Raw genomic sequence first — 16,910 nt, 5'->3', positions numbered from 1 at the left:
GAGCCGGTACCCAGCGCAAGTATTGGTTGTCGCGAGTGATGCGTCAAAGACGGGTATATGCGCGCGAGGCAAAACGTATCAGATTGTTGGATGTTCTGCCGGGCCCTTGATCGAATCCTGATTGAACCGGAAAGAGATGCCTCAGGGCTATGCCATAAGCTCCAACGAGGTTTGATCTCAGAGTTAGCCAACAGAATTCGCTTCCTTTACCTCGCAACCCTTGATGACCATCCGGATGATCGTTTCCGCGGCGGCTTCATAGTCAGCATCATCGAGTTCGGGCTTGCCGGTAACTGCGGAAATCTGCCAGTCGAAATCGGCGTAGGTCTGGGTCGCCGCCCAGATGCTGAACATCAGGTGATGAGGGTCGACGGTCGCCATCAGTCCCTTTTCAATCCAGCCCCGGATGCGAGCCACATTATGGCTGGCCTGAGCATTGAGCTGCGCGGCACGCTCGGCTGGTAGATGTGGCGCGCCATGCATGATCTCGCTGGCAAATACCTTAGAGGCGCAAGCGTGTTCCCTGGAGATACGAATCTTGGTGCGGATGTAGGCGCGTAACACGTCTGCCGGTTCGCCGGGCTGATTGAACGGGGCAGACGCCTGCAGCAAGGGCTCGACGATGCTGTCCAGTACCTCACGATAGAGGTTTTCCTTGCTTTTGAAATAGTAGTAAACGTTGGGTTTGGGCAGCCCGGCGCGGTCGGCGATGTCGCTGGTTTTGCTGGCGGCGAAGCCCTTCTCGGCGAATTCTTCGCTAGCAGCACGAAGGATCAGTTCTTTGTTGCGTTCGCGGATACTGGACATAGGGCCTGTTCAATTCATGACCACCCAGCCTGGTGGCCTGCCGCGGCATCCTAGCATCGGCTTCTGAACGGCCTCAAGGCAGGACGGCAACCTTGGTGCGAGCGGAACCTGAGCGCTGGAAGACATCGAGCCTATGCCTTCCGCCAAGGCACGTCATAGAAGTCGCAAGTCAAGAGCGCCGGTCCACAGCGCTCAATCGAGCTGGGTCTTCGCAATCCGCCAAACGGTCATCAAGCCTCGGTTGTTTCGACCGATAGAATGTTGGCGTCAAACATTATTTATGTATACACATTGCTCTCAGGGTTGTGTACGTTAACAAAAAACAACAGAGGTAACGCACATGCCTTTCATGCAACGCAGTATCCAATGGCAATTGATCGTCAGCATGGGGGCGGCGTTGCTTACCAGCATCCTGATCGTCATTCTGATTTATTCATCGGCGGTCAATCGCCTTGCCGAGCGCTACCTGGTGGGGCAAGCGTTGCCTGCCAATATTTCGGCAATCCGCAACGATATTGAGCGCACATTGGCGGCGCCGATTACCGCGACGGCCGGGATTGCCGGCAATACGCTGGTTCAGGACTGGCTGCGTGAAGGCGAGAGCGCTGACCAGGCGGACGCGATGGGCCGTTACCTTGAGGGCGTCAAGGCTCAGCAGAACGCGTTGACCACCTCGATTGCCGTGCTCGACAGTGGCAACTACTACTCCGAAGCGGGACTCTCGCGAACGCTCAACCGCAGTGCTGCGGGTGATGGCTGGTTCTACGGCCTGGTCGACAGCGGCATCGAACGGCGCTTCGAAATCGACATCGACAAAGCCTCCCGCCAGCCGACCTTGTTCATCAACCAGCGCATCGAGGCAGACGGCAAGACCGTTGGGGTGGCTGGTCTTGGCTTCAGCCTCAAAAGCATGTCTGAGCTGGTCAGCAACTTCCGCTTCGGCGAGCGCGGTGAGGTGTACCTCATCGCTGCGGATGGCCGCGTCAAGGTTCACCCCAAAACCGAGAACAACGACCAAGTCGAGCTTAGCGCGCTGACAGGCAGCGATGCCGCGCAGAAGCTCCTCAATGGCGCACCCGACGCGGTGCGATTCGAGCGTGACGGCGAAGCCTTCCTGGCGATCGCTCAGCCTCTGGAAAGCCTGGGTTGGGTGCTGGTCAGCGAAGTGCCGGAAGCAGAAATCTTTGCCGAGGCGCGCCGCACGATGTGGATTATTAGCCTGATTGGTGCCTGCATCGCACTGGTGTTCCTCGGCCTGGTGGTGGTGCTAGCGCGCGGGCTGGTGAAGCCTATCCGTCAGGTGACCAGCGCACTCGTTGAAATCGGTGGCGGGGGTGGCGACCTTACCCGTCGTCTGGACGAGAGCCGAGCCGACGAGCTGGGTGATCTGGCGCGTGGCTTCAACCGCTTCATCGGTAGCCTGCGCGAATTGATCGGCGATGTGCTGAACACCAGCCAGCAACTGCGTACGGCTGTCGGACAGGTGGCTCAGGTGGTTGACAACACCGCGACACGCGCCGGTCGTCAGCATGAAATGACCGATATGGTTGCCACTGCGGTGCATGAGATGGGCCTGACCGTGCAGGAGATCGCGCGCAACGCCAGTAATGCCGCACAGGCCTCACAAGGTGCACGCAGCGAGGCGATGGACGCGCGCAAAGTCGTCAGCGACTCGATCGCCCATGTCGAGAAGATGTCAGGCGAGATCGGCCGTGCGGCTGAGTCGGTTACTGACCTGGCGCAGCAGGTCGCGTCCATCGACAAGGTGCTGGCGGTGATCCGGAGCATCTCCGAACAGACCAACCTGCTGGCCCTCAACGCGGCCATCGAGGCTGCACGTGCCGGCGAGATGGGGCGTGGTTTCGCAGTGGTTGCCGATGAGGTACGAACGCTTGCCAGCCGGACCCAGACGTCGACGGATGAAATTCAGCAGATGATCCAGGGGCTCAAGAGTGGTGCCGAGAATGCAGTGAACTCGATGCATGCGGGGCAGGCTGCGACCGGTGCTGGGGTGCAGGCCAGCCAGCGCACGGGGCTTTCCCTCGGTGCCATCACCGAACAGGTCGAGGCGATCAGTGACATGAACACCCAAGTGGCGGCTGCGACCGAAGAGCAGAGCAGCGTTACTGAAGAGATCACCCATAACGTGCAAGGCATCGCCGATCTGGCACAGGCGACTGCCAGCGATGTGCAGGGCTGTCGCGAAGATTGTCAGCAATTGAGTCGTCTTGCGGATGATCTCAGTCGGCAGATGGGTAGCTTCAAACTCTAATAGCCGTGCGCGTCCCACTTGATGAGTGGTTGCGCGCTGACGGTTCGCCTTCACCGGTAGCCATGTAGCAATAAAAAAAGCAGCCATCTGGCTGCTTTTTTTTGTAGCTGGCTGCGGTTAAAAGTGAGCCTTGACCAGCAAGCTGGCGGTGTTCTGGTTGGTGCCCCCGACCAGATCACTCACAAACCCACCGTCTTCTATGCCGTACTTGTCAGACCAGTAGTCGTATTCAATACCGACGTAGAGTTTGCCCGGCTCGCCGTCCAGCGCCTTGCCCAGGTCGTACTTGATCTGAGGGTTGATATGCAGGTTTTTCGACATGAAGTCTCCGCTGCGCTCCGAGCCGGCATCGTTGACTACCCAGTCGATGAAGCCATCGAACAGAATGTCCGATTTGCCGACTGGGAAGGTCATGGCCCAGGTTGGCGTGACCTGCCACTGGCCCGAGGCGCGACGGGTAGTGCCGTCGGGTTTACGGTAGTAGACGTTGATGGCGAGTCGATCGAAGCCGGGCACGTCGAGATCGACAGCTGGGCCGAGCAGGTAGGTCTGATTGGGTCGGCCGGCGCTGCTTTCGCCGCGCTCGTAGGTGGCTGCCAGCAGCACGTCCTTGACTGGGCCGAAGCTCATGTCCTGACCGCTCAGTTTGCCGAACGACAGGCGCGGGCTGAATTCCCCGTAGTAGGTGTGGCCTTCTTCGCCGGATAGGCCGTTGTACCACTTGTTATCGACAAACAGGAACATGTCGCCCCAGCTCCAGCCGCTGGCGTGTTCGAAGGTCACGGTCTGCTGGATCTCGCCAGCGTCGACTTTGAAATCCTTGCCGTAGAGATAGCTGAGGCTGTTGTTCTGCCACTGCAGCATGCCGTCGGCGAAGGCCGGGGCGGACAGCAGGCAGCCGGCCAGCGCCAGCGACAGGGGAGTGCGCTTGAAAGTCATGGAGATACCCTTTGGTTTTGTTGTTGTGATGAATGCGGGTGCAGCGCCCGGCTCGTCTGGCCGGGCGCGGGGTCGATCAGCCGGTAGGTGTCAGCTGAGCCGAAGGGTCCGAGGTGGTGGCTTTCGGATGGACCTTGGAGTAATCGGGGATATTCACGGCCAAAGTGTTAGTGCCGACCGAGTCCTCGATCAGGTTGTCCGGATCGTAATCATCCATTTCTTCCGGCTCGCGCGGGAGGAAGAAGTTGAGCAGGATGGCGCTGAAGGCACCGATGGTGATCGGTGAACCGAAGATGTTCTTCAGGACATCGGGCAGGTTTGTCAGCACCTCCGGAACGGCGGCGACGCCCAGCCCCAGGCCCAGCGAGATCGCCACGATAAGCATGTTGCGACGGTTGAGGCCCGCTTCGGCCAGGATCTTGATCCCGGCGATGGCCACGGTGCCGAACATGATCAGCGTGGCGCCGCCGAGCACCGGCTTGGGCATCAGTTGCAACACGCCGCCGACTACCGGGAACAGCGCCAGCAGGATCAGGATGCCAGCGATGTAGAGCCCGACGTGACGACTGGCGACGCCGGTCAGCTGGATCACGCCATTGTTCTGGCTGAAGGTGGTCATGGGCAGGCTGTTGAAGGTGGCCGCCAGCAATGAGCTGCAGCCATCGCCAAGAATGCCGCCCTTGATTCGCTTCATGTACAGCGGGCCCTTGACCGGCTGGCGCGAAATCATCGAGTTGGCAGTCAGGTCGCCAGCGGTTTCCAGCGGTGTGATCAGAAAGATCACTGCGATGGGGATGAAGGCCATCCAGTCGAAGGCGAAGCCGAATTTGAATGGTTGCGGCACGCTAACGGCCGGCAAGGCGGCGAGGCTGGAAAAATCCACCATGCCCATCATCCAGGCGGCTACATAGCCGACCACCAGCGCGACGATCACTGCTGACAAGCGCAGCAGCGGAATGCCGAAGCGGTTGAGTACGATGATGGTGCCCAGCACCAGTCCGGCCAGTGCCAGATTCTGCAAGGCGCCCGGGTTTTCAGCGCCGTAACCGCCAGCGATGTCGGTCATCGAGACCTTGATCAGCGACAGGCCCATCAGGCTGATGATGGTGCCGGTAACCACGGGCGTAATGATTCGGCGCAGCTTGTCGATGCATCGACTGACAGCGATTTCCACGAAGGCCGCGCAGAAGCTCACGCCAAACAACGTGGCCAGGATGTCTTCCGGCGTTCCGCCGCGGTTCTTGACGATAAAGCCCGCCGCAAGAATCACGCTGAGAAAGCCGAAGCTGGTGCCCTGGAGGCAGAGCATGCCCGCGCCGATCGGGCCAATGCGCTTGGCCTGGATGAAGGTGCCGATGCCGGAGACGAACAGCGCCATGCTGACGAGGTAGGGCACATAATCGCCCAGGCCCAGCACGCTGCCGATGATCAGGGTGGGGGTGATGACCCCGACGAAGCTGGCGAGTACGTGCTGTATCGCCGCGAATGTAGCGGGGATCGGACCCGGGCGATCTTCGAGTTGATAGATCAGGTCCTGGTTGGGAGCGTCACCGCTCCTGGATTCGGTTGCGGTCATGAGTCAAGCCTGCCATTCGTTATTGTTCGGTCATGGGCTTTCGAGGCTGCACGGACCTCGCTACCTGATCGTCGAAAAGCTGTTCGATCGGTCAGGTTGGACTCGACTATAACAACCTGTGAACAGCTGTTGAAACAAGAAATTTGAAAATTGTGCACAATTATGACTGGCGAGCCTCGGGAGCCTGCCAGGCATGGCGCTGCAGCGGTTACCGGTCAGCTGTTGGCTTGCAGTTCGCGGGAGACGTTCTCGGCCAGGCCTGCGCCGGCTTCGCTCATGGTCAGGTAGGTGCGATCTGCGCCGGCCTCCTCAATCTGCTGGGCAATGTCTTCGTACATCGCGTGGGAGACGATCAGCCCTTCGAACCCTTTGCCGCGCAGTTTGCGCGTGGAGATGATCTTAGCTTCGGCATCGTTCATCGCCAGGATCACCGCCTCGACCTTGTTCATCTCCAGGCTCTCCCAGAACATCTGGTCTTCGGCGTCAGCGAACAGTACGTGGCGGCCTTTCTCGCTGCTCTTTTCTACGGTTACCGGGTCCGAATCGAGGCTGATCAATCGCCAGCCCTGATTCTGCAGGTGATCGTAGGCGGCACGTCCGGTGCGGCCCATACCCATGATCAGGATCTGCGCGTCACCCAGCGACACCGGCTGCTCGTCAGGGTGGCGTGTGTTGCGCTCCAGAGGGATCAGGCGTCTGGCAAAGCGGTCGTAGAGCGGGTGGGAGATACGGTTGAGCTGAGCGGAAATGACGAACGACAAAGCCACGGTGATGGCCAGCGGGGTGAGCCATTGCGGGAGCACCACACTGGCAACGATCAGGCCGAATTCGCTGTAGTTGGTCAGGCTCGAGGCGCTGAGAAAGGCACTGCGCGCGCGCAGGCGGAACAGCAGGAACAAGAAGAAGAACAGTGCACCTTTCAATGGCAGTAGCAACGCCGCCGCGCCGGCAAAGAGCATGGCCTCCATGCCCGGCAATCCACCAATGCCAATCTGCAGGAAAAAGCCGACCAGAAAGACTTCCTTGATCGCCCACAGTGAATTGGAAAGCTCGGTGGCGCGCTTGTGCTTGGCCAGCATTGCACCAAAGGCCAGTGCGCCCAGTTCCGAACTGAGGCCCACATACTCGAAGCCGAGACCGCCCGCCACCAGCGCCAGCATCAACCCCAGCAGCACCATCAGCTCCTCGTGGCCACTGTGATCGAGCAGGCGGAATAGCAACGGGCGCAGTAGCGGAAGGCCGAACACCAGCAGCGCCCAGGCTGACGGGACCTTGCCACTCGCGATGCTCATCACCACCAGGGCGATCAGGTCCTGAATGATCAGTACGCCAATGGCCACTCGGCCATGAAAGGCGCGCAGCTCGCGTTTGCCTTCCAGTACCTTGGCTGCCAGCACGGTACTGGAAAACGACAATGCGATCGCCAGCAGCACACTCTCGCGCCAGCTGGTATCGAGAAACACCAGGATCGCCGGTAACACCACTAGGCTAGAAATACCGAAATGCAGCAAGCTGCCGCCGATCACCTCGCGCCGCACCAGGTTGCTCAGTTTGAGCTTGAGGCCGACGGTGAACAGCAGCAGCAGCACGCCCAGGTGCGCCAGGTGTTCGAGAATCACGCTGTCGGTCGGGCCGACTCCGAAATGTCCACCGAACGCGGCCAGGGCAAAGCCCGCGCCCAGGTAGCCGATCAATGGGGGTAGCCCGACCGAACGTGCCGCTAGGCCCAGGATGAACGCGAAGGCGATCCAGGTTGCTTCGATCATCGATCAGTCCTTCTCGGTTAGCGCGGGCGGGGTGACGGCGGGGCATTTTAACGGGGGTATAACGCTTGTCGAGTCTCGGGTGTCGAGTGAGAAAAACAAGGCAGAAAAAAACAAAGCCCGCACATGGCGGGCCTGTTTTTTTCTTGGCGCGCTGCCGTCAGTGGTGGGCGGCGCCGGTCAATGCCTGGCGCTCGGCTCCGCCCAGCACATTGAACAGCAGGTTGAGCGTTACCGCGCTTATGGTGGCTACGGCGATGCCGCTATGGGTAATCGGCTCCATCCAGTGCGGCAGGTGCGCGAAGAATTCCGGACGCACCACCGGGACCATGCCCAGGCCAATGCTCACCGCGACCAGTAGTTGGTTGCGACGATCACCGATGTCGGCTTCCTGCAAGATCTTGATGCCGGTGGCCGCGACCATGCCAAACATGGCGATCCCCGCACCGCCGAGCACGGCGGCGGGAATCGAGGCGACCATGAATGCAGCTTTGGGCAACAAACTCAGGCTGATCAGGAACAGGCCGGCAATGGCAGTGACGTAGCGGCTGCGCACACCGGTCATCTGAACCAGGCCGATGTTCTGAGCGAACGAGGAGTGGGTGAAGGTGTTCATGAAACCGGCCAGAAAGGTCGCGCCTGCGTCACACAGCAGGCCTCGGCGCAGTTGCTTCGGGTCGACCTCCTGCCCGGTGATCTTGCCCAGCGCGAGAAACATGCCGGCTGATTCGACAAAGATGATCACTACCACGAGGCACATCGACAGGATCGGTGCGAGCAGGAACTGCGGCGCACCGAAGTGGTTTGGCGTGACGACCTGGAAGGCCGGCGCAGCACTGATGCCGGACAAGTCCACCATGCCCAGGCTGCCAGCCAGCACATAGCCCAGCGCCATGCCAACCAACACCGACACGTTGACCCAGAAGCCGCGCATGAACTGGTTGATCAGCAGAATCACGGCCAATACCGCTGCGGCCACGCCGAGATAGGGCAGGGCACCGAACTGGCCGGTACCGCTGCCGCCGCCCGCCCAGTTCACCGCGACTGGAAACAGCGAAAGCCCGATCGCAGTGATCACGGTGCCGGTCACCAGCGGTGGAAACAGCCGCACGATCTTGCACACGAAAGGCGCAATCAACAGGCCGAAGAAACCGGCAGCGATGGTCGCGCCGAAAATCCCGGTCATGCCCACGCCGGGCATGCCTGCCATCACCACCATGCTGCTGACCGCGGCGAAGCTGGCGCCCATCATCACCGGCATGCGGATGCCCACCGGCCCGATGCCCATCGACTGCACGAGCGTGGCGATACCCGCCACCAGCAAGTCGGCGTTAATCAGGAAGGCGATTTCCTCACGAGACAGTCCGGCCGCCTGGCCCACGATCAGCGGGACGGCCACCGCTCCGCCGTACATCAGCAGCACGTGCTGAAAGCTCACCAGCAGCATCTGCAGCAAGGGCAGTCGCTTCTCCGCTGGGGCGGTTTCCCGCTCGGTCACATCGTTCATGCAATACACCTCGGACGCTTTTGTTATTGGAGGGTCGCGGTGACCCCGCTGAACGTGCGGGGCCGGGTATAGGGTACTCGGGGTTCGGCTGTCGCCGTCCGCTGGGTTTGATCTCGGGTGGAGCTGACGCCTCGCCTAGTGCTGCGTGGCTTGAGCGTCGAACAGGTGAAAAAAAGCCGCGCCCGGGAGCGCGGCTTGTGGGCGCTGATCAGTCGATCGGTGCGCCCTTGTCGATCCAGGCGCCGAGCAGGTCGCGCTCCTCCTGGGTCATGTTGGTCATGTTGCCCAGCGGCATGATCTGGCTCGCGACGGCCTGGGCGTGGATCTTCGCGGCCTGCTGGCGGATCTGCTCAGGTGTATCGAACATCACCCCTGCAGGCGCTGCGCTGAACAGCGGGCTGCTCGGCTGAGCGGCGTGGCAAACGGTGCAGCGCTCGTTGATGATGCGATGGACTTCGGCGAACTCGCTGTTGCCGGCTTGCTCGGCCGGCGCTGCTGCAGCGGCCTGTTGCGCCTCAATGCTCTGCTCGCGAGGGCTGGTCGGCACGGCGTTGGGAACACCACCCTGACGGTTGGGCGCGGTGACGAACGCCAGGCAGATCATGCCGACTGCCGCAGCCGGCAGCGTCCAGGCGAAGCGGTTGCTGTCATGACGGGTGTTGAAGTAGTGGCGAACCATTACCGCGAGTACCGAAATCCCGGCGAGGATCAGCCAGTTGTACTGGCTGCCATAGGTGCTCGGGAAGTGGTTGCTGATCATGATGAACAGCACAGGCAGGGTGAAATAGTTGTTGTGGCGCGAACGCAGCAGGCCCTTGGCTGGCAGCAACGGATCCGGCGTGCGGTTCTGTTCGATGGCCGCAACCAGCGCGCGCTGTGCCGGCATGATGATGCGGAACACGTTGCCAACCATGATGGTGCCGATCAGCGCGCCGGTGTGGATGTAGGCCGCGCGACCGCTGAATACTTGCGAATAAGCCCAGGCGGCGAAGATCACCAGGACGAACAGGATCAGGCCTAGCAGTGCGGGCTTCTTGCCTAGCGGCGAGTCGCAGAGCAGGTCATAGACAAACCAGCCGACGATCAACGAACCGAAGCCGATGGCAATGGCCATCGCTGGCGCCAGATCACTGCCAGGTGCGATCAGGTAAAGCGACGGGTTGAGGTAGTAGACCACCATCAGCAGGGTCACGCCCGACAGCCAGGTGGTGTAGGCCTCCCACTTGAACCAGTGCAGGTTCTCCGGCATTTGTGGCGGAGCCAGCTTGTATTTTTCCAGGTGGTAGATACCGCCGCCGTGAATCGCCCAGAGATCACCCGATAGGCCATCGCGGGGGTTGGCGCGGTTAAGGTTATTCTCCAGCCAGACGAAGTAGAACGACGCACCGATCCAGGCGATGCCGACGATCATGTGAATCCAGCGAACAGTAAGGTTCAGCCATTCGGTCAGATGTGCTTCCACGATAATTACCTCTTGCACGGCTGGCACGCCAACCGCTGTTTCTTCTTATTCGACTCGTCGCAAGTGTCCCGCTTGTTCCGAAGCACGCATGCCAGTATCGGTTGTGTTTGCCAGCCGTTCCGGTAATGGCCCTTCGGTAATCAATCGATCGCTTGCTCGGAGTCCCGGTGGGGGTCGAGGAGAACCAGCTCGTCCTCGGTGAAAAAATGCTCGTCGCAGTTGTTGCCAGAACCGCTGCGATCGACCACCAGGAATTCATCCCGCTTTTCGATCGTCAGCACCGGGTGGTGCCAGACGCCGCGGTGGTAATTGACGCCCTGCCTGCCGTTGCTGCGGAAGGCGCGGACGTTACCCGGTACAGGTGCATCGCCAAGTGGCGCGACCACGACCAGAAAAGGGTTGCCGAGCAGCGGAATGAAAGCCTGGCTGCCCTGCGGGTGTCTTTCGAGCATGCGAATGATCAGCGGCATGTCCAGCGCGTCGGCGGCGAAAATGCTGATGATGGCCCGATCATCCGGCTGCGCGGTCTCGACCGTCGCCAGCTTGTGGTAGCGGCGGGTGGAACCGTTATTGATCATGAAATAGTCGCTGCCTTCGGTTTCGATCACATCACCGAACGGGGCGAAGGCTTCCTTGGTCAACGGTTCGATCTTGAGTGTGCGCATGCTGTGCCCGTATATGTTTGCTGATTTGTAAGCCACCGTCTTGGGGGCAGGTTTCGGTGGGCTGAAGCCCACCCTACAGAACCTACGAATCCAGCCGTAGGGTGGGCTTCAGCCACCGCTATAGCGGCCGGTCTTCGTCCCAGGCGGGCTGGAGCGAAACGCCGTCCAGCCCGCCAATGGCCGATTGCTACGCCATTGGCGTTGTCGGCTTACTTCACCGCCTTGCCAAACAACCGCAGGCGGCTTACACCACCGTCCGGGAAGATGTTCAGACGTACGTGGGTAATCGGGCCAAGCTTGGCGATCTGCTCGCTGAACTCGTGTTCGGCGTGCATTTCCAGCTTCTGGCTCGGCAGCAGTTCACGCCAGAACAGGCTCTGGGTTTCGATCTGGCTGTCGGTGCCGCCTTTCACGTAGGCCGCCTGGATGCTGCAGCTGTCCGGGTAGTTGCCCTTGAAGTGGAGGGTGTCGACGACGATGCGCTCGATCTCGCCGGGCGCGCCCAGCGCGACGATGACCCAGTCGTTGCCAGGCGTGCGGCGACGTGCGGTTTCCCAGCCGTCACCCATGTTGATGCCCCGACCCGGGTTGAGGATGTTGCTCATGCGACCGAAATGCTCGTCGGAACAGGCCAGCGCGCGGCCGCCGTTGAGCGCCGAGGCCAGGTCGAGCTGCTCGTTGTCGCCAACGCTGCTCCAGTCGCGGTACGGAATGCCGTGCACGCGCAGACGGGCAACGCCGCCGTCCGGGTAGATGTTGAAGCGCAGGTGGCTGACCGGCTTGTCGAACCCGATCTCGTGGTAATGATGGCTGTTGCCCTGCAGCTCTACCGCGGGAAGAATTTCAGTCCACACGGTGTTGTCGTCCGGGTCGCCTTCGGCGAGGAAGCAGGCTTCCAGCGAGGCCGACGGCGGGAAGTTGCCGGTGAAGAAGCTGGTGTCGATGTCGACGCCCTTGATCGAGCCGGGCACGCCGAGGCGAATGACCGCTTGGTCGTAGCCTTCGAAGCGCTTGCGGCGCGACTCCCAGCCGTCCATCCACTTGCCGTTGTCATCGAAAACGCCCTCCTTCCATACGGCCGGCGTCGGCTGGAACAGCCGATTGACGTCGGCAAACCAGTCGTCTGTGACGGAGATAGCCTTGGTGCCCAGGCGGGCGTCGGCCAGGTTGACGTATTTTTCGAAAGGTACGGCGTAGCTCTTCATACGTTGTTCTTCTCTTCGTGTCGTCTGATGGTGCTTGCTTACATCGTCTGCAGACGGAACAGGGCGATTTTGTTGATCTCGGCGAGGGCGCGGGCGAACTCCTGATCCTGCGAGTTGTGCATGCGCTCTTCGAACGCCGCCAGGATCTGGTGCCGGTTACTGCCTTTGACCGCCATGATGAAGATGAAGCCGAACTTGGCTTTATAGGCGTCGTTCAGTTCGGTAAAGCGGGCAAACTCTTCCGGGGTGCATTCATGAATGCCGGCGCCGGCCTGTTCTGCGGTGCTTGAGGCGGTCAGCTCGCCGCGAACGGCAGCCTTGCCGGCAAGGTCCGGGTGAGCGTTGATCAGCGCCAATTGGGTGTCGGGATGGGCCGACAACATGGCCTGGGACATCCGCTCGTGCATCACTTCGATGTTGTCCAGCGTTTCGTCCACGCCTGCCTGATAAACAGTGTCTGCAACCCAGGGCGAATGCTCGTAGACATCAGCGAAAGTCGAGATAAAGGTGTCGCGGTCGAGTGTGGACGGCTTGATGGTCTTGAACGGGGTCATTAGCTGCGTTCCTGAATAAGCGGATGAGTCGAGTGCCAGTGGCGGGCGATGTCGACACGGCGGGCAAACCACACCTGCTCGTGACCCTTGGCGTACTCGATGAAGCGCTGCAGCGCGGCCATGCGGGCAGGCCGGCCCAGCAGGCGGCAATGCATCCCAATGGACAGCATCTTCGGCGCGCCCTCACAGCCTTCGGCGTAGAGCACGTCGAAGGCGTCCTTCAGGTATTCGAAGAAGTCGTCACCCTTGTTGAAACCCTGCGCCTGGGTGAAGCGCATGTCGTTGGTGTCCAGCGTGTAGGGGATCACCAGGTGTGGTTTGGCTGGCGTCGATTCAGGGTCCCAGTAGGGCAGGTCGTCGTCGTAGGTGTCGGAGTCATAGAGGAAGCCACCTTCCTCGCGCACCAGGCGGCGAGTGTTCGGCCCGGTGCGGCCGGTGTACCAGCCCAGCGGACGTTCACCTGTGATGTCGGTGAGGATGCGGATGGCCTCGAGCATGTGCTCGCGCTCTTGCGCCTCGTCCATGTACTGATAGTCGATCCAGCGATAGCCATGGCTGCAGATCTCGTGGCCGTCGGCAACCATGGCTTTGATCACGTCGGGGTGACGCTGCGCAGCCATTGCCACCGCGAAGATCGTCAACGGAATATCGAATTTGCGGAACAGCTTGAGCAGCCGCCACACGCCGGCACGGCTACCGTATTCGTAGAGGGATTCCATGCTCATGTTGCGCACGCCCTGCAATGGCTGGGCTGACACCATCTCGGACAGGAAGGCTTCGGATTCCTTGTCGCCATGCAAGACGCAACGCTCTCCGCCTTCCTCGTAGTTAAGTACGAAGGACAGGGCGATACGGGCCTTGCCTGGCCATTGCGGATGGGGTGGGTTCTCGGCATAGCCGATGAGATCGCGAGGGTAGTCTGCGCTCACTGTTGTTATTCCTTGTTTGATCCGCGGGTCGCCGCTGTGAAGTACCGACGACCATCATGGCTCAATTGTATACAAAACGTTTTGCGGTTTGTAAATCAAAAAACCTGAAAATCTATTCGTCATGATCTGCGAGCGGCGCCTCTTCTCTCATGGTTTGTATCGCCGGCCTGCGAGCCAGCCGCTTCCAGCCAATACTAACCAGCAGGAAGCGGGCCAAAATGGTGATTTATAAACTGTGTACAATTTTATCAAAAACTGTCTTTGTTTTTTTCGGCGGGATGCTATGCTCGATCCATCTCCACCATTCACCACCAAGAGGAGGCGGGCATTGGCGATTGATCGCAGGTGCTGGAATCTATGGGACGTTTGACTACTCATGTACTGGATGCTGCCCACGGTTGCCCAGGCAGCGACATCCGCATCGAACTCTATCGTGTCGAAGGCGAACGCCTCGAGCTGGTTACGACGAGTCAGACCAATAGCGATGGCCGTTGCGACTCGCCTCTGCTGGAAGGTGACGACTATCGTTCTGGCGTGTACCAATTGCAGTTCGCAGCCGGCGACTACTACCGCGGGCGCGGCGTGACGCTTCCCGAACCGGCCTTTCTGGATGTAGTGGTGCTGCGCTTCGGCATCAGCGCCGAGCAGGATCATTACCACGTGCCGCTGCTGATTTCGCCGTACAGCTACTCGACCTATCGGGGTAGCTGATGGCGCATGCCGCGTTTGCAGCGACGCGGCGGTACTTCTCCCATGCGTGAAACCTTGACTCCCCTGAGTCCCCGACCCGCCAGCGATGGCGGGTTTTTTTATTGAGGCAGGTGCATGGTGGGTACGCGCAGCATGCCCGCAGAGCTCCGTAGGGTGGGCGTTAGCCCACCGAAAGAACGCACTTCGCCGCCGGTGGGCTGAAGCCCACCCTACGGTATTCCGTGGGCGCCTGGCAGCGGTGTGGGCGGCGCTGAACTTCAGCCAGCGCGACAAGCGCTTGTCGGCACCGATTCATGGCGTAGGTGCTCGCGTGTATGGACTCAGCGTCCTCAGCGACTCACCAACGAAGCCGCCCCCGCGCCCCCAAACAGCGCAGCGCTGGCGCGGTTGAACCAAACTTGCCCCTTACCCGTGCGAAGGTAACGCGCCGCTCCATGCGCCCCCAACCCGTAGGCCAGCTTGCAACAGAGATCCAGAACCGCCCAGGTCAGGATCATCACCAGCAACTGCGGCATGAACGGCCGATCAGCACTGAGAAACTGTGGCAGAAAGGCGGCAAAGAATAGGATGTCCTTGGGGTTGCTGGCGCCCAGCCCGAAGGCGCGCCAGAACAACTGGCGAAAGCGTGGACTCACTTCGCTGGTTGTCATGCTGGGCCCGCTGGCGGGGCGGCGTGATTCCTGCCAGCTCTGCCACGCCAGATAGAAGAGATAAAACGCGCCGATGATTTTCAGAGCGCTGAACACTTGCTCAGATGCCAGCAGCAGTGCGCCTAGCCCCAGGGCCGAAGCGCTGAGCAGGCAGATTGATGCACTGACCCCGCCGACAAACGCCGGCCAGGAACGTCGCAGTCCGTAGTTGAGGCTGTTGCTGATCATCAGCAGCGATAACGGGCCAGGGATCAGGATGACCACCAACGCCGCACTCGCGAACAACAACCAGGTTTCCAGACTCATCTCTTTGCTCCTCTCATATGGCGCATAGCAGGTATTGCGTGCCGGCAGACGGCCGCGGCGCGCTGGTCATAGGGCTGGCGACAATCGCTCAGCAGGTTTGTCTCAGGGCAGAACGTGCAAAAGCCCCACCGCCGAAGCGATGGGGCTCTGAGCTCGCCTGGCTTACAGGAAGGCGAACTTGGCGATGAAGATTACACACAACACATACAGGCTGATCGAGACCTTGTCGCGCTGGCCGGTCAGCAGCTTGAGCGTCGCATAGGTCAGGAAGCCCAGCGCGATGCCGTTGGCGATGGAGAAGGTCAGCGGCATCATCACCACGGTGACGATGGCCGGTATGGTATCGGTATGGTCCTTCCAGTCGATGTGCGCCATGCCGCTCATCATCAGCATCGCCACATAGATCAGCGCGCCAGCCGTTGCGTAGGCAGGGATCATGCCGGCCAGCGGCGCGAAGAACATCGCGATCAGAAACAGCGCGCCGACGGTGACAGCCGTAAGGCCAGTGCGTCCACCCGCGGCAACGCCCGAAGCGCTTTCCACGTAGCTGGTCACTGGTGGACAGCCAACGAAGGCGCCCACGACGCTGGATGTGCTGTCGGCTTTCAGTGCGCGCGAGAGGTTCTGGATCTTGCCATCCTCGTCCACCAGATGCGCACGGTGCGCAACGCCCATCAAGGTGCCGGCAGTATCGAACATGTTCACGAAGAGGAACGCCAGGATCACGCTGACCATGGTCACGTTCAACGCACCGGCGATATCCATGGCGAGCCAGGTTGGGGCCAGGCTGGGCGGCATCGAGACCAGCCCGTTGTATTCGACCAGCCCCATCGCCCAGCCGATGCCGGTGACGGCCAGCATGCTCAGCAGGATCGCGCCGAACACGTTGCGGTGGCTTAGCACGGCGATCATTAGGAAGCACACCGCGGCGAGCAGGGCGGTGGGCTCGCCGAACGAACCCATGGTCAGCAAGGTAGCGGGACTGTCGACAACGATGCCGGCGGTCTTGAGGCCGATCAGCCCGAGAAACAACCCGACCCCGGCACCCATGGCGAAGCGCAGGCTCATCGGAATGCTGTTGAGCAACCACTCGCGCAGACGGGACAGGCTCATGATCATGAACAGGATGCCGGAAAGGAATACCGCCCCGAGGGCGATCTCCCAGCTATAGCCCATCTCGCCCACCACGGTATAAGTGAAGAACGCGTTGAGGCCCATGCCGGGCGCCAGGCCCACCGGCCAGTTGGCATATAGGCCCATCAACAGGCAGCCGAGCGCTGCACCGATACAGGTCGCGACAAAGGCTGCACCGTGGTCGATACCTGCGTCGGCCATGATGTTGGGATTGACGAAGATGATGTAGGCCATGGTGACGAAGGTCGTCAGGCCGGCGAGCATCTCTGTCTTGATAGTGGTTCGGTGAGCGCTGAGCTTGAAAAATCGGTCGAGCAAGCCGGGGTTTTCTGGCTGCAGGCCGAGGGCCGGCTGTTCCTGCTTGGTGGTTTCCACAAGGTGTTCCTCATCGTTCTTGTTGTCTATCACCCAGAGCAGCGCTCTCGAGGGC

Annotated in this window: 14 protein-coding genes; 2 read left to right on the top strand and 12 right to left on the bottom strand. The window is 60.7% G+C overall.

The annotated features are described in order from the left end of the window. Positions 1 to 183: 183 nt before the first annotated feature. Positions 184 to 807, bottom strand: coding sequence for a TetR family transcriptional regulator (locus tag C1896_16710; GenBank protein AZZ46407.1), 624 nt, complete (start codon positions 805 to 807; stop codon positions 184 to 186). Between the two features lie 340 nt (positions 808 to 1,147). Here C1896_16710 and C1896_16705 point away from each other — a divergent pair, with 340 nt between their 5' ends. Next, on the top strand, positions 1,148 to 3,079 hold the full coding sequence (locus C1896_16705) for a chemotaxis protein (protein ID AZZ46406.1): 1,932 nt from the start codon (positions 1,148 to 1,150) through the stop codon (positions 3,077 to 3,079). A 117-nt stretch (positions 3,080 to 3,196) separates the two neighbouring features. Here the strand turns inward: C1896_16705 and C1896_16700 are convergent, their stop codons facing one another. The 9 genes from C1896_16700 to C1896_16660 all read right to left on the bottom strand — a co-directional run bounded on the left by C1896_16700 (position 3,197) and on the right by C1896_16660 (position 13,679). After that, positions 3,197 to 4,018 (bottom strand): hypothetical protein, encoded by an 822-nt coding sequence (locus C1896_16700; protein AZZ46405.1) that lies wholly within the window; start codon positions 4,016 to 4,018, stop codon positions 3,197 to 3,199. Between the two features lie 76 nt (positions 4,019 to 4,094). Further along, positions 4,095 to 5,594 carry a xanthine permease XanP gene (locus C1896_16695; protein ID AZZ46404.1) on the bottom strand — a complete coding sequence of 500 codons (1,500 nt, stop codon included), beginning with the start codon at positions 5,592 to 5,594 and terminating at the stop codon, positions 4,095 to 4,097. Between the two features lie 215 nt (positions 5,595 to 5,809). After that, positions 5,810 to 7,360 carry a sodium:proton exchanger gene (locus C1896_16690; protein ID AZZ46403.1) on the bottom strand — a complete coding sequence of 517 codons (1,551 nt, stop codon included), beginning with the start codon at positions 7,358 to 7,360 and terminating at the stop codon, positions 5,810 to 5,812. Between the two features lie 157 nt (positions 7,361 to 7,517). Continuing rightward, complete coding sequence (locus C1896_16685) at positions 7,518 to 8,864, bottom strand: purine permease (GenBank protein AZZ46402.1); 1,347 nt, start codon at positions 8,862 to 8,864, stop codon at positions 7,518 to 7,520. A 208-nt stretch (positions 8,865 to 9,072) separates the two neighbouring features. Then, on the bottom strand, positions 9,073 to 10,326 hold the full coding sequence (locus C1896_16680; protein ID AZZ46401.1) for a hypothetical protein: 1,254 nt from the start codon (positions 10,324 to 10,326) through the stop codon (positions 9,073 to 9,075). Between the two features lie 140 nt (positions 10,327 to 10,466). Then, positions 10,467 to 10,991, bottom strand: coding sequence for an ureidoglycolate lyase (locus C1896_16675; protein AZZ46400.1), 525 nt, complete (start codon positions 10,989 to 10,991; stop codon positions 10,467 to 10,469). A gap of 209 nt (positions 10,992 to 11,200) precedes the next feature. Next, positions 11,201 to 12,196 carry an allantoicase gene (alc, locus tag C1896_16670; protein ID AZZ46399.1) on the bottom strand — a complete coding sequence of 332 codons (996 nt, stop codon included), beginning with the start codon at positions 12,194 to 12,196 and terminating at the stop codon, positions 11,201 to 11,203. Between the two features lie 38 nt (positions 12,197 to 12,234). Beyond that, a complete protein-coding gene (gene uraD, locus C1896_16665) occupies positions 12,235 to 12,750 on the bottom strand; it encodes an OHCU decarboxylase (GenBank protein AZZ46398.1) in 516 nt (171 codons plus the stop codon). Then, positions 12,750 to 13,679, bottom strand: a complete 930-nt coding sequence (locus C1896_16660; GenBank protein ID AZZ46397.1) for an allantoinase PuuE — start codon at positions 13,677 to 13,679, stop codon at positions 12,750 to 12,752. Before C1896_16660 ends, uraD begins: the two co-directional genes overlap by 1 nt. A gap of 357 nt (positions 13,680 to 14,036) precedes the next feature. Here C1896_16660 and uraH point away from each other — a divergent pair, with 357 nt between their 5' ends. After that, on the top strand, positions 14,037 to 14,390 hold the full coding sequence (gene uraH, locus C1896_16655) for a hydroxyisourate hydrolase (protein AZZ46396.1): 354 nt from the start codon (positions 14,037 to 14,039) through the stop codon (positions 14,388 to 14,390). Between the two features lie 329 nt (positions 14,391 to 14,719). On the opposite strand, the gene C1896_16650 is transcribed toward uraH, so the two are convergent. After that, positions 14,720 to 15,346 carry a LysE family translocator gene (locus C1896_16650; protein ID AZZ46395.1) on the bottom strand — a complete coding sequence of 209 codons (627 nt, stop codon included), beginning with the start codon at positions 15,344 to 15,346 and terminating at the stop codon, positions 14,720 to 14,722. Positions 15,347 to 15,508: 162 nt separating this feature from the next. Continuing rightward, the gene (locus C1896_16645; GenBank protein ID AZZ47711.1) at positions 15,509 to 16,855 is read right to left on the bottom strand and encodes an NCS2 family permease; all 1,347 of its coding nucleotides are present in this window, start codon (positions 16,853 to 16,855) and stop codon (positions 15,509 to 15,511) included. Positions 16,856 to 16,910: the final 55 nt, after the last annotated feature.

The organism is Pseudomonadaceae bacterium SI-3, assembly GCA_004010935.1.
In the GTDB taxonomy this organism is placed as follows: domain Bacteria; phylum Pseudomonadota; class Gammaproteobacteria; order Pseudomonadales; family Pseudomonadaceae; genus Stutzerimonas.
This window is presented reverse-complemented; position numbering and strand designations above follow the sequence as displayed.

Coding starts and splice junctions, on each gene's coding strand:
- C1896_16675 (AZZ46400.1), bottom strand. CDS start 10,991: ATGCGCACACTCAAGATCGAACCGTTGACCAAGGAAGCCTTCGCCCCG.
- C1896_16710 (AZZ46407.1), bottom strand. CDS start 807: ATGTCCAGTATCCGCGAACGCAACAAAGAACTGATCCTTCGTGCTGCT.
- C1896_16690 (AZZ46403.1), bottom strand. CDS start 7,360: ATGATCGAAGCAACCTGGATCGCCTTCGCGTTCATCCTGGGCCTAGCG.
- uraH (AZZ46396.1), top strand. CDS start 14,037: ATGGGACGTTTGACTACTCATGTACTGGATGCTGCCCACGGTTGCCCA.
- C1896_16650 (AZZ46395.1), bottom strand. CDS start 15,346: ATGAGTCTGGAAACCTGGTTGTTGTTCGCGAGTGCGGCGTTGGTGGTC.
- alc (AZZ46399.1), bottom strand. CDS start 12,196: ATGAAGAGCTACGCCGTACCTTTCGAAAAATACGTCAACCTGGCCGAC.
- C1896_16700 (AZZ46405.1), bottom strand. CDS start 4,018: ATGACTTTCAAGCGCACTCCCCTGTCGCTGGCGCTGGCCGGCTGCCTG.
- C1896_16695 (AZZ46404.1), bottom strand. CDS start 5,594: ATGACCGCAACCGAATCCAGGAGCGGTGACGCTCCCAACCAGGACCTG.
- C1896_16685 (AZZ46402.1), bottom strand. CDS start 8,864: ATGAACGATGTGACCGAGCGGGAAACCGCCCCAGCGGAGAAGCGACTG.
- uraD (AZZ46398.1), bottom strand. CDS start 12,750: ATGACCCCGTTCAAGACCATCAAGCCGTCCACACTCGACCGCGACACC.
- C1896_16705 (AZZ46406.1), top strand. CDS start 1,148: ATGCCTTTCATGCAACGCAGTATCCAATGGCAATTGATCGTCAGCATG.